Below are 12,674 nucleotides of genomic sequence, written 5' to 3' on the forward strand. Positions count from 1 at the left end.
TATCTAATCCATGTTATGTATCGACGACACGCTGCAAGCCGCTCACAAATAAGGTTAATTCCGGGCAACTATCCGGTGCAGGGTACCAATATATTACCAAAAAAGCCTTAAAAGACGGATATAAATATAAAAAGACATTTTATGAAACTTATGTTGCGCAGGGAGATTGATCGACTTAAGCCGACCCCCGAAACGACATTGGGCCAGCAAGCGCCCCGGTTGATGTGGGGAGTATGTGATGCGCCAAGTGATCAATTTTGCAGTGCTGCGCTCGGTTCTGGCGGCATCGACGATGCTGGCGACACCGGCCTTTGCGCAGGACGTGCTGCAGGACGCGACGAAGCCGGTGCCCGCCGAGAGCCAGACCCCCGCGGCGCAGGCGGCCCCGACACCGGACGCCGCGCCCGCAACCGAAGCGGCTCCTGCGCCCGCCACCCCGCAGTCCGACATCGTCGTCACCGGCTCGCGGATCATCTCGTCGGGCTTCACCGCACCAACCCCGACCCAGGTGCTGAGCGCCGAGTCGATCGCCAAGAACGCGCAGCCCAACGTCTTCACGACCGTCGCGCAATTGCCCTCGCTCCAGGGCAGCACGGGCGCCACCGTCGGCGCCAACGGCACCTCGACCGGCGTGCAGGGGCTGAGCGCGCTCAGTCTTCGCGGCCTTCAACCGATCCGCACGCTCACCCTGATCGATGGCCAGCGGGTCGTCGGCGCGAACGTCACCGGCGTCGCCGATGTCAGCCTGTTCCCGCAATTGCTGATCGAACGGGTCGACGTCGTGACCGGGGGTGCCTCCGCCTCCTACGGCTCCGACGCGGTCGGCGGTGTGGTCAATTTCGTGACCAACACCCGCTTCACCGGCTTCAAGGCCAATCTTCAGTCGGGCATCAGCACCTACGGCGATGACGGCAACTACACGGTCCAAGCGGCGGTCGGGAAATCGCTGTTCAACGACCGGCTGCATCTCATCGGCAGCGGCGAATACAGTCACGAGGACGGGATCGGATCGGCCGGCTTCGGTGTCGGATCGAACCCCGACGGCAGCGGCCCGGGCGGGCGCAACTGGCTGGTCTCGCGCAACCTGATCAACCGCGGCATCACCAATGACGGCGGCCCGCAATATCTCGATCGCAGCTTCACCCAGGCGAACAACACGGCGCTCTACGGGCTGATCACCGCCGGTCCGCTCCAGGGCACCGCGTTCGACGTGAACGGCAATCCGCGCCAGTTCGAATATGGCTCGAACGGCGTGCCGCTGAAGGATGCGAACGGCAACGTGCTGGGCTGCTACAACGGCGTGTGCGAAGGCGGCGACCGGTCGGGCAACGTGACCAACGCCAATTCGCTCAAGTCGACGATCACGCGGCTCAGCGGCTATGGCCGGATCGGCTTCGACATCGATCCCGACAATGAACTCTACACCACCGTCAACGTCGCCCGGGTGACGACGGGCAATATTCCCAATGTCGGATCCGCGCAGTTCGGCAACCTGACGCTGCAATGCGCCAACCCCTATGTCCCTACCTCGATCCAGGAGGCCTGCGCGGCGAACGGGATCACCCAGTTCCGCTACGGCGTCGACAACGCGATCTTCCCCAACTCGATCAGCGTCCGCACCGAGCGCGAGCAATATCGCTTCGTCGCCGGCGCGAAGGGCAAGATCCAGGCGTTCGGCGGCGACTGGCGCTATGATGCCTATTACCAGCACGGCACGGGCATCACCGACATCACCGTCCGCGATATCCCGCTGATGCCGCGCTACAATGCCGCGATCCAGGCGGTCCGCGCGCCCGATGGCAGCATCACCTGCGCCAATCCCGCCGCGGTCGCCAGCGGCTGCGTCCCGCTCAACATCATCGGCGGCCAGACGCCCAGCGCCGCGGCGCTCGCCTATATCCTTCCGGGCAATGGACCGTACCAGCATACGCGCCAGACCCAGGACGTCGCGAGCTTCTCGGTCAGCGGCGAGCCGCTGCAACTGCCCGCCGGCGCGCTGTCGGTCGCGTTCGGCAGCGAATATCGGCATGAATTCTATCAGGTGAACGCCGATCCCTACGGCAACGGCGTCGTGACCAGCGGTGCGTACGATGCGCAATATCCCAGCGACCCGCTGCTGAACCCGCAGGGCGGCAACTGGTATGCGGGCAATTACCGCGACGGCCGCGGCGCCTATAGCGTCTATGAATCCTTCCTCGAGGTGAATGCCCCGCTGTTCAACTCGGACGGGGTCGGCAAGGCGAACCTCAATGCCGCCGGGCGCGCGACCAACTACAGCACGTCGGGGACGGTCTATACGTGGAAGGTCGGCGCGACCTGGGACACGCCGGTCGACGGCATCCGTTTCCGCGGCGTGACCTCGCGCGATATCCGCGCACCCAATCTGAGCGAGCTCTTCGCCGCGCCGGTCACGAGCAATCGCACCGGCACGACCGATCCGTTCAATCCGGGTCGTACGCTCACCGTGCTGCAGACGACCACGGGGAACACCGCGCTGCGCCCCGAAGTCGCGCGCAATACCGAATTCGGCGTGATCCTGTCGCGTCCGTCCTGGGCACCGCGGCTGAACATCTCGGTCGATTACTACCGCATCAAGATCAAGAGCGCGATCGCGGCGCTCGATGCGCAGACCCAGATCAACCTCTGCTTCGCCGGCGTGACCTTCACCTGCAACAGCTTCGACATCAGCGATCCGAACAACGCGTCGGTGACCGTCCAGCCGTTCAACTTCGCGTCGATCTTCACCGACGGCTTCGACATCGAGGCGAGCTACCAGGTCCCGTTGTCGGGCATCGGCCTGCCCGGCCAGGCGTCGCTGCGCGGTCTGGCGACGCATGTGAAGAACTTCGTCTCGGATCGCGGTCTGCCCAACACGATCCCCATTCAGGGTGCGGGCGTGAATCTGGGGCAGGGTGCGACGCCGAGCTGGAAGGTCCTCGCGGTCCAGGACTGGACGACCGACCTCTTCAGCATGACGCTGCAGGAGCGGTGGATCAGCGCGGGCGTGATCAGCAACGAATATATCGTCTGCCAGACCAACTGCCCGGTCTCGACGATCGATCACCCGACGATCGATCGCAATCACCTCGACAGCGCCTTTTACGTCGACATCAGCGCCTCGTACAAATTCACCGACGCGGTGCAGGGCTATGTCAAGGTGGACAACATGTTCAACAAGGACGCCGCCACCGTCCCCAGCGATATCACCAACCCCGGTCTCTACGACGTCGTCGGACGCGCGTTCCGGGTCGGCATGCGCGCGAACTTCTGATGACCCCGGCCCGGTATGCCGTTGAGCATGACCGGGTCGGTCATCGGATCCGATTAACTGGGGAAAGCCGATGCTGCCGTTCCTGCTGATGGCCGCCGACGTTCAGGCGCCTGATCTTCAAGCGACGCCACCCGCCGTCGAGACGGCGATCGCGGCGATGACGCTGGAGGAGAAGGCCGCGCAGCTCGGCAGCAGCGCGCCGGCGCTGCCCCGGCTCGATCTGCCCGCGTACGACTATTGGAGCGAGGGGCTGCACGGCCTCGCGCGCAACGGGATCGCGACCGTCTTTCCACAGGCGATCGGTCTGGCGGCGAGCTGGGATACCGCGCTGCTCGATCAGGTCGGCACGGTCGTCTCGACCGAGGCGCGGGCGAAGTACAACGGCGTGCGCTCGACGCGCGACCGGCGGCGTTTCGCGGGGCTGCACATCTGGTCGCCCAACCTGAACATCTTCCGCGATCCGCGCTGGGGGCGGGGGCAGGAGACCTATGGCGAGGATCCCTATCTGACGGGCAAGCTGGGCGTCGCGTTCGTTCGCGGCATCCAGGGGCCCGACGCCGCGCATCCCAGGGCGATCGCGACGCCGAAGCATTTCGCGGCGCATTCGGGGCCGGAGGCGGGGCGCAACAGCTTCGACGCGGATATCTCCCCGCGCGACATGGCCGGGACCTATACGCCGGCCTTCCGCATGGCGGTGACCGAAGGCCGCGCGCAGTCGATCATGTGCGCCTATAACTCGCTTCACGGCGTACCCGCCTGCGCGTCGTCCGCGTTGCTGACCGACCGCGCGCGCGGCGACTGGGGGTTTGGCGGCATGGTCGTGTCGGACTGCGATGCGGTCGGCTATATCTCCGTCTTCCATTATTACCGCCCCGATCTGCCCTCGGCGGCCGCGGCGGCGCTGCAGGCGGGCACCGATCTCGATTGCGGGCCGAGCTATGATGCGCTGCCCGCCGCGGTTCGGAAGGGTCTGGTACCCGAAGCCGCGATCGACACGTCGCTGCGTCGTGTGCTCGCGTCGCGCGCGGCGCTCGGCATCGCCTTTGGCCAGCGCAGCCCCTGGACGCGCATCGCGCCGTCGCAGGTCGACACGCCCGCGCACCGCGCACTCGCGCAGACCGCAGCGGAAAAGTCGCTGGTGCTGCTCACCAACAAGGACCGGCTGCCGCTCAAGCCCGGGACCCGGATCGCGGTGATCGGGCCCAATGCCGACTCGCTCGACGTGCTCGAGGCGAATTATCACGGCACCGCCAGCGCGCCGATCACGCCGTTGCAGGGCATTCGCGCGCGTTTCGGTGCCGATCGCGTCACCTATGCGCAGGGCAGCGGGCTGGCGGCGGGCGTCGCCTTGCCCGTGCCCGAAACCGCCCTGTCCGCGAACGGCAGGCCGGGGCTGAAGGGCGAGTATTTCAGCGACGGCGCGATGACCCGGCGGGTCGCGACCCGGCAGGACCGCACGATCGACTTCGACTGGGATCGCGCGCCGCCCGTTCCAGGACTGTCGGGCAAAGGCTACGGCGTTCGCTGGACCGGGCAACTGACGCCGCCGGGCCCCGGCCGCTACCGGCTGCGGCTCGACGTCCCCCGCTGCTTCGACTGCGAAGGCCATGATCCGGTGAAGCTGTGGCTCGACGGCAAGCCGCTGATCATCGACGACGGCAGCGATAGCGCAGTCGAGGCGGAGGTCACCGTCACCGACGCCAAACCGCACGACCTCCGCATCGACTTTGTGCACGCAAGCGAGGATGGCGGGATCGGCCTGCGCTGGGTCGCGCCGATCGACGCGCAGCGCGGCGAGGCGCTCGCCGCCGCCGGCGCAGCGGATGTGGTCGTGGTGTTCACCGGCCTGTCGCCGACGCTCGAGGGCGAGGCGCTGCGGCTCGACGTGCCGGGCTTCCTCGGCGGCGACCGCACCGCGATCGAACTGCCCGAGCCGCAGCGCGCGCTGCTCGAGACGCTCGCCACCGCCGGGAAGCCGATCGTGGTCGTGCAGCTGACCGGCTCCGCGATTGCCGATCCGTGGAGCAGGGACCATGCCGATGCGGTCGTCGCCGCCTGGTATCCGGGCCAGTCCGGCGGGACCGCGATCGCGCGGATGCTGGCGGGCGATATCAATCCGGGCGGGCGTCTGCCGGTGACGGTCTATGCCACGACGCGCGATCTGCCCGCCTATATCGATTACAGCATGAAGAACCGGACCTACCGTTTCTTCAGCGGTACGCCGCTCTACCCGTTCGGCCACGGCCTCAGCTACACGCGCTTCGCCTATGCCCCCAGGACGGCGCCGATCGCGACGGTGACCGCGGGACAGCCGCTGGCGGTCAGCGTCACCGTGACCAACACCGGCAAGCGCGCCGGGGACGAGGTGGTCCAGGCCTATCTCGCACCCGTCGACGCGCAGCAACAGGGGCGGACGATTCCCGTTCTGCAACGCCAGCTCGTCGGGTTCCGCCGGATCCCGCTGCGCGCCGGCGAAGTCCGCACCGTCGACTTCGCCATCGACCCGCGCAGCCTCAGCATGGTCGAGCATGACGGTACGCATGCCGTCGTGCCGGGCCGCTACCGGCTGTTCGTCGGTGGCGGGCAGCCCGGGGATGCGGCGGGGATCTGGACGGACGTGACGATCACCGGGACGCGGACCGTGCTGCCGAAATAACGCGAACGACACCCAAGGGGAGCCTGCGAGATGAGTGCCATCAGGATCTATACGGCGTCGCTGTGCGCCGGCGTCGCGGCCATGCAGGGGTCGGCGCAGGCGGCGGCACAGCAGGTTGACTGGCCGTCGTCGCGGATCGCGCACCCGAAGCGGGCGACGATCGGGCCGTATAACGCGGTGTTCCTCGCCGGGTCTGACGGTCTCGAACGTCCGGTACAGGGCTATGCCGCCGACGAGGCACTGCCGCCGATGCCGCAATGGACGATGCGCGCCTGGATCAACCCGACGCTGCTGCCCAAGGGACTCGTGCCGGTCGCGGCGATCGGCAACCCCGCCGGCGCGGCCGCACGGATGTTCGCGCTCGACGATGGCAAGCCCGTCTTCCAGATGGGCGCGACGACGCTCCGCGCCGCTGCGCCGATCACCCGCGAGTCCTGGCACCTGCTGACCGCGACCGCGGATGCGGGGCGGGTGCGCTTCTTCGTCGACGGGCGGCTCGTCGGCACCGCCACCGCCGACGCGATGCCGCCGGCCACCGGCGTCGTCGCGCTCGGACCGCGCCTGCCCGGCCAGCCCGGGTTTGCGGGGCGGATCGCCGCGTTCGCGCTCGATCCCGTGCTGCTCGGCGCACCTGCGATCGCGTCGCTTGCCCGGCGTCAGCCCGACGCGGCGCTGATTCGGTTCGAGGATGCCAGCCCGTCCTGGCCGCTGCAGGTCAAGACGCAATATGGCCTGACCGCCCCGCAACCGGCCTGGGAACTCCCGACCGGCAAGGCGCCCTTTTCGAAGCCCGTCGCAAGCCCCGTGTCGACCGCCCCCGCGCTCGCACCGACGCGCGAGGGGCATTATGCCGTCAACGCCTGGCGCCTGGTCGCGGCGCCGACCGTGGCGGCGAACGGGGCCATGATCTCGCAGCCGGGGTTCGATGCCCGCTCGTGGCATGCCGCGACCGTGCCGGGCACGGTGCTGACGACGCTCGTCGACCGCGGCGTCTATCCCGATCCGACGCTCGGCCTGAACAACATGGCGATCCCCGAAAGCCTGTCGCGGCAATCCTGGTGGTATCGCAGCGAATTCACGCTGCCCGCGACCCCCGCTAAACGGCTGACGCTGACGTTCGACGGCGTCAACTATGCGGCGCAGGTGTGGGTCAACGGCACCGCGATCGGCGACGTGAAGGGCGCCTTTATCCGCGGGCGGTTCGACGTGACCGACCGGCTCCGGCCCGGGCAGCGCAACAGCATCGCGGTGCTGGTCGCGCCGCCGCCGCATCCCGGCATCGCGCACGAACAGTCGCTCGCCGGCGGGCGCGGCGACAATGGCGGCGCGTTGATGAGCGACGGTCCGACCTTCGGCGCGAGCGAGGGGTGGGACTGGATCCCCGGCGTGCGCGATCGCAACACCGGGCTATGGCAGGGTGTAGATCTCGCCGCGACCGGGTTCATGACGATCGGCGATCCGGCGGTCTCGACCCGCCTGCCGCGGCCCGACAATGCGGTCGCCGAGATCTCGATCGAGGTCCCGGTGACGAACCACGGCACCGCGCCGGCCTCGGCGACCGTGCGCGCGGCGTTCGACGACGTCGCGGTCGAACAGCGTGTGACGCTTCCGGCCGGTGCCAGCCAGGTCGTGCGCTTCACCCCGAGCAGCTTCCCGCAGCTCGCGGTGCAGAAGCCGAAACTCTGGTGGCCCAACGGCTATGGCGATCCGGCGCTGCACCGGCTCGATCTGACGGTGGCGAGCGACCGGGTCGTGTCCGACCGCCGCAGTCTTGATTTCGGGATGCGCAGCGTCACGTATGAACTGTCGTCGCTCGACACCACGGGGGCGTTGCGGCGTGTGCTGGTCGATACCGCGCTCGCGCATGATCTCGGCACGCCGGTGATCGACGAACGCCACCCGGCGCTGCGCAAGGTCCGCGGCGGCTGGGCGAATTCGCTGATGCCGGGGGCGGAGACATCACCTGCGGTCACTGCATTGCCCGACGATCCGCTGTCGCCGCAGATGGTGCTGCGCGTCAACGGCGTCCGCATCGCCGCGCGCGGTGGCAACTGGGGCATGGACGACATGATGAAGCGGGTCGGCACCGACCGGCTGACCCCCTATTTCCGGCTTCACCGCGAGGCGGGGATGAACATCATCCGCAACTGGATGGGGCAGAGCACCGAAGAGGCGTTCTATGCGCTCGCCGACCGCCACGGGCTGATGGTGCTCAACGACTTCTGGGAATCGACGCAGGACAATGACGCGGAGGCGCAGGACGTGCCGCTGTTCGTCGCCAATGCGCGTGACGTGGTGCGGCGCTATCGCACCCATCCGTCGATCATCCTCTGGTTCGGCCGCAACGAAGGTGTGCCGCAACCGATCCTGCAGACCGCGCTGCAGGACATGGTCTGGCAGGAGGACGGCACCCGGCTTTACAAGGGCAATTCGCGCGTTATCAATCTCGGCGGATCGGGGCCCTATGAATGGCACCCGCCGGAGGATTATTTCACCGGCTATCCGCACGGCTTCGCGATCGAGGTCGGCACGGCGAGCTTTCCGACGCTGGAATCGTGGCAGCGCACCGTCCCCGTCGAGGATCGCTGGCCGATCAGCGACACCTGGGTCTATCACGACTGGCACCAGGAACGCGGCGTCTCGATGGCGAGCTTCGTGCGCGCGATGGACACCGAATTCGGTCCGGCCCGCGATCTCGCCGATTTCGAGCGCAAGGCGCAGATGCTCAACTACGAATCGCACCGCGCGATCTTCGAAGGGTTCAATGCCGGGCTGTGGACCACCAACAGCGCCCGCATGCTGTGGATGACGCACCCTGCTTGGCCCTCGAGCGATTTCCAGATCTACTCGTCGGACTATGACACGCACGCCGCGTTCTACGGCACCAAGAAGGGGGCGGAGCCGGTTCATATCCAGATGAACCAGCCGGGCCGTCAGGTCGTGATGGTCAACACCACGCGCCAGCCGCTGACCGGGGTGAAGGCCACCGCGCGGGTCACCGATCTGACCGGCGCAACCGTCGCGACCCACGCGCAGACCGTCGACCTGCCCGCCAACGCCACCGTCGCCCTCTTCCCGCTGGCGCTCGATGCGGCGCTGGCGAAGGGGCCGGTGCTGGTCCGGCTCGACGCGTCCGCCGCCGACGGGAGCCGCGTATCGGAGAATTTCTACTGGCAGGCGGCAAACCCCGCCGATCTGCGCGCGCTGTCGGCGATGCCGCAGGCCACGCTTCGGGCTGACGTGGCGGCAGCGTCGGCGGCGGCGGGCGAGCGATCGCTCCGCGTCACGCTGTCCAATCCGGGCACGACACCCGCGTTGCAGACCAAGCTGACGCTGTTCGACGGCAAGGGCGTGCAGATCCTCCCGGCCTATTTCAGCGACAATTACGTCTCGCTGCTGCCCGGAGAGACGCGTGACGTCACCGTCGCCTATCCGGGCGACCGCGGCGTCGCCACGGTGCGGCTGCGCGGGTGGAACAGCCCCGCGACGACGATCGGGGGCAAATAGGCTAGACGACCAGCGACAGCAGCAGCGTCAGCCCCAGCCCGACCACCGAGATCAGCGTCTCGCACACGGTCCAGCTGCGGATCGTGTCGGCGACGCTCAGCCCGAAATACTCCTTCACCAGCCAGAAGCCGCCATCGTTGACGTGGCTGAGGATCACCGATCCGGCGCCGGTCGCGAGCACCAGCAGTTCGGGCCGGATCCCGGGATTGGCCGCGGCCAGCGGCGCGATGATCCCCGCGGCGGTTGCCATCGACACCGTCGCCGACCCGGTCGCCACGCGCATCAGCGCCGCGATCAGCCAGGCGAGCAGGACGATCGGCATATGGACGCTGGTCGCTGCGGCGACGATCGCGTCGGATACGCCGCTGTCGATCAGGACGCGGCCGAATCCTGCGCCCACGCCGACCACCAGCGTGATCATCGCGGTCGGCGCGAGGCAGTCGTTGGTGAACTTCTGGATCGTCCCGAGGTTCATTCCGCGCGCCAGCCCCAGCGTCCAGTAGCTGACGAGCACCGCGGCGAGCAGCGCGACGACCGGCGTGCCGACGAAGCGGAGGATGCCGTCGAGCCGCGATCCGGGCAGCGCGATCATCGTCGCGAGGCTGCCGGCAAGCATCAGCACGACGGGCAGCAGCAATGTCGCAAGCGTGATGCCGAAGCCGGGCAGGCTCCGCGTGTCCTCGGCCTCGACGACCGCGGCGGGGGCGATCGGCTGCGGTGCGAGATGCCGGATCACCAGCCGGCCATAAAGCGGTCCGGCGATCGCGGCGGTCGGGATGCCGACGATCAGCGCGAACAGCACGGTGAGCCCGACATCCGCATTATACGCCTGCGTCGCCAGCAACGCTGCGGGGTGGGGCGGGACCATCGCATGCACCACCGACAGCCCCGCCGCCATCGGCAGCCCCATCCGCATCGGATGCTGCCCGAGCCGCCGCGCCAGCGTGAAGACGATCGGCACCAGCAGGACGAAGCCGACCTCGAAGAACACCGGCAGGCCGACGATCAGCGCGACCGTCATCATCGCCCAGTCGGCGCGCGCAGGGCCGAAAAAGCCGATCACGCTGTCGGCGATCCGCTCCGCGCCGCGGCTTTCGACCATCATCTTGCCGAGGATCGTGCCGAGCCCGACGACCAGCGCGATATGCCCGAGCGCACCACCGACGCCCGCCTCGAAGCTCTTGACGATCGATCCGAGCGGGATGCCGACGACCAGCGCGAGCGCGAGCGACACCAGCGTCAGCGCGATGAACGGGCTGAGCCGCACCCGCACGATCAGCACGATGAGCGCGGCGACCGCGATCGCCGCCTCGGTCAGCAGCATGCCGCCCGGCTGCATTTACGGTTTCTTCCAGGCGACGCAGTCGACCTCGACCTTGCAGTCGACGACCATCTGCGACACGACGCAGGCACGCGCGGGGGGATGCGCGCCGAAATACTCCTTGAACACGCGGTTGAACGACATGAAGTCGCGCGCGTCGTCCAGCCATACGCCGCAGCGCACGACATGCTCGGGGCCGTATCCGGCTTCCTCGAGGATCTTCAGCACGTTGCGGATCGCCTGATGCGTCTGCGGGATGATGCCGCCGTCGATCACCTCGCCATCGACCATCGGCACCTGGCCCGATACGAACAGCCAGCCATCCGCGCCGACCGCGCGCGCGAACGGCAGATGCTGGCCACCGGTGCCGCTGCCGCCTTCGACGCCATAACGCTTGAGTCCGTCCGTCATCTGATCATTCCTTCACTGGGTAATGGGGTTTGCGCGGCGCAGCAGGCGGCCCGCGCGGGCGCCGGTCGGTCGGCCGAGCGCGAGCGTCGCGACGCCGTTGACCCAGACACCGACCACGCCATCCGCTGCGGTCGTCGGCTCGTCATAGGTCGCACGGTCGGCGATCCGCGCGGGGTCGAACAGGACGAGATCCGCGGCGAACCCTGCGCGGACATAGCCCCGGTCGTGCAGGCCGAAGCGATCGGCGGGAAGCCCGGTCATCTTGCGGATCGCGGTCGCCAGCGGGAACAGGCCGCGGTCGCGCGCATAATGGCCGAGCACGCGCGGGAAGCTGCCCCATAGCCGCGGATGCGGCCGGGGATCGCAGGGCAGACCGTCCGACCCGACCATCGTCAGCGGATGCGCGAGGATCCGGTCGACATCGCTGTCGGTCATGCAGTGATACACCGCACCAGCCGGTTGCAGCCGCGTCGCGGCGGCGCGCAGGTCGACGCCCCAATCCGCGGCGATGTCCGCGAGCATCCGTCCCGCCTGGGCGGGCTCGGCGTCCGACCAGGTGATCCGGATCGGCGTCTCCGGCACGACCTGCTTCAGATCGAGCGTCGAGGAGCTTGCCGTATAGGGGTAGCAGTCGCACCCGACCGGATGATGCGCATCGGCGTCCTCGAGCATCGCGAGGATTTCGCCGCTGCGACCATATTGCGGTGCGCCCGCGCATTTGAGGTGCGACACGATCACGCGCGCGCAGGCGTGCCGGCCGATCGCGAACGCCTCGTCCAGCGCGGGGACGATCGCCGCCGCCTCGCTGCGCAGATGCGTGCAATAGAGCGCGCCGGTACCGCGCAACGCCTCGGCGATCGCCATCACCTCCGCGGTCGAGGCGGCGTTGGCATTGGCATAGGCGAGCCCGGACGACAGCCCGAACGCGCCCGCCGCCAGCCCGTCCTCCAGCTCGCGGCGCATCGCCGCGCGTTCGTCGTCGCTCGCATCGCGGTCGAACCCGTCCATGTGTCGCGCGCGCAGCGCGGTATGGCCGATCAGCGCGACGACATTGGTGGCCGGGACCGCGGTGTCGACCGCCTGCGCATAGGCGGCGAAATCGGAATAGCGGAATTCGTCCGCGCCGCCGAGCAGCACCAGCGGGTCGGGCAGGGGGGCATGCGCGCTCAGATCACTGCCTGCGCTGATCCCGCAATTGCCGACCACCACCGTCGTCACGCCCTGCGTCACCTTCGCGGTCATCGCGGGCGCCGCGATCACGACCAGATCGTCATGCGTATGCGCGTCGATGAACCCGGGCGCGAGCGCCAGGCCCCGCCCGTCGATCGCGCCCGGCGGCGGCGACGCGGCGGCTGCCGCGACCCGCGCGATGATCCCGTCGCCTATCTCGACGTCGGCGCGGAAGGCCGCGCCGCCGCTGCCGTCATACACGTCGACACCGGCAATGACTGTCGCCATCATTTCACCTCCCAGAGGTTCCAGAGGTCAGTGCCACGCGTCTGTCGTGG

Annotated in this window: 6 protein-coding genes; 3 read left to right on the forward strand and 3 right to left on the reverse strand. The window is 68.3% G+C overall.

Annotated features, from left to right (window positions below; all coding sequences use genetic code 11):
• Positions 1 to 238: 238 nt before the first annotated feature.
• The 3 genes from C8J24_RS12270 (at position 239) to C8J24_RS12280 (ending at position 9,434) form a co-directional block, all read left to right on the forward strand.
• Complete coding sequence (locus C8J24_RS12270; RefSeq protein WP_208620952.1) at positions 239 to 3,271, forward strand: TonB-dependent receptor plug domain-containing protein; 3,033 nt, start codon at positions 239 to 241, stop codon at positions 3,269 to 3,271.
• 70 nt (positions 3,272 to 3,341) lie between these two features.
• Complete coding sequence (locus C8J24_RS12275; protein WP_107932599.1) at positions 3,342 to 5,927, forward strand: glycoside hydrolase family 3 protein; 2,586 nt, start codon at positions 3,342 to 3,344, stop codon at positions 5,925 to 5,927.
• A 30-nt stretch (positions 5,928 to 5,957) separates the two neighbouring features.
• Complete coding sequence (locus C8J24_RS12280; RefSeq protein ID WP_107932601.1) at positions 5,958 to 9,434, forward strand: glycosyl hydrolase 2 galactose-binding domain-containing protein; 3,477 nt, start codon at positions 5,958 to 5,960, stop codon at positions 9,432 to 9,434.
• 1 nt (position 9,435) lies between these two features.
• On the opposite strand, the gene C8J24_RS12285 is transcribed toward C8J24_RS12280, so the two are convergent.
• The 3 genes from C8J24_RS12285 to C8J24_RS12295 are packed head-to-tail and all read right to left on the reverse strand — an operon-like array spanning position 9,436 to position 12,624.
• Positions 9,436 to 10,773 carry a GntT/GntP/DsdX family permease gene (locus C8J24_RS12285; RefSeq protein WP_037531715.1) on the reverse strand — a complete coding sequence of 446 codons (1,338 nt, stop codon included), beginning with the start codon at positions 10,771 to 10,773 and terminating at the stop codon, positions 9,436 to 9,438.
• Positions 10,774 to 11,166: a RidA family protein gene (locus C8J24_RS12290; RefSeq protein WP_037531717.1), complete on the reverse strand. Its 393-nt coding sequence runs from the start codon at positions 11,164 to 11,166 to the stop codon at positions 10,774 to 10,776.
• Positions 11,167 to 11,178: 12 nt separating this feature from the next.
• Positions 11,179 to 12,624, reverse strand: coding sequence for an N-acyl-D-amino-acid deacylase family protein (locus C8J24_RS12295; protein ID WP_208620953.1), 1,446 nt, complete (start codon positions 12,622 to 12,624; stop codon positions 11,179 to 11,181).
• Positions 12,625 to 12,674 lie beyond the last annotated feature (50 nt).

The organism is Sphingomonas aerolata (genome assembly GCF_003046295.1).
GTDB classification, from domain to species: Bacteria; Pseudomonadota; Alphaproteobacteria; order Sphingomonadales; family Sphingomonadaceae; genus Sphingomonas; species Sphingomonas aerolata.

Bases quoted from the DNA above. Each gene is read 5' to 3' on its own strand.
- C8J24_RS12270 (WP_208620952.1), top strand. From the start codon at position 239: ATGCGCCAAGTGATCAATTTTGCAGTGCTGCGCTCGGTTCTGGCGGCA.
- C8J24_RS12275 (WP_107932599.1), top strand. From the start codon at position 3,342: ATGCTGCCGTTCCTGCTGATGGCCGCCGACGTTCAGGCGCCTGATCTT.
- C8J24_RS12280 (WP_107932601.1), top strand. From the start codon at position 5,958: ATGAGTGCCATCAGGATCTATACGGCGTCGCTGTGCGCCGGCGTCGCG.
- C8J24_RS12285 (WP_037531715.1), bottom strand. From the start codon at position 10,773: ATGCAGCCGGGCGGCATGCTGCTGACCGAGGCGGCGATCGCGGTCGCC.
- C8J24_RS12290 (WP_037531717.1), bottom strand. From the start codon at position 11,166: ATGACGGACGGACTCAAGCGTTATGGCGTCGAAGGCGGCAGCGGCACC.
- C8J24_RS12295 (WP_208620953.1), bottom strand. From the start codon at position 12,624: ATGGCGACAGTCATTGCCGGTGTCGACGTGTATGACGGCAGCGGCGGC.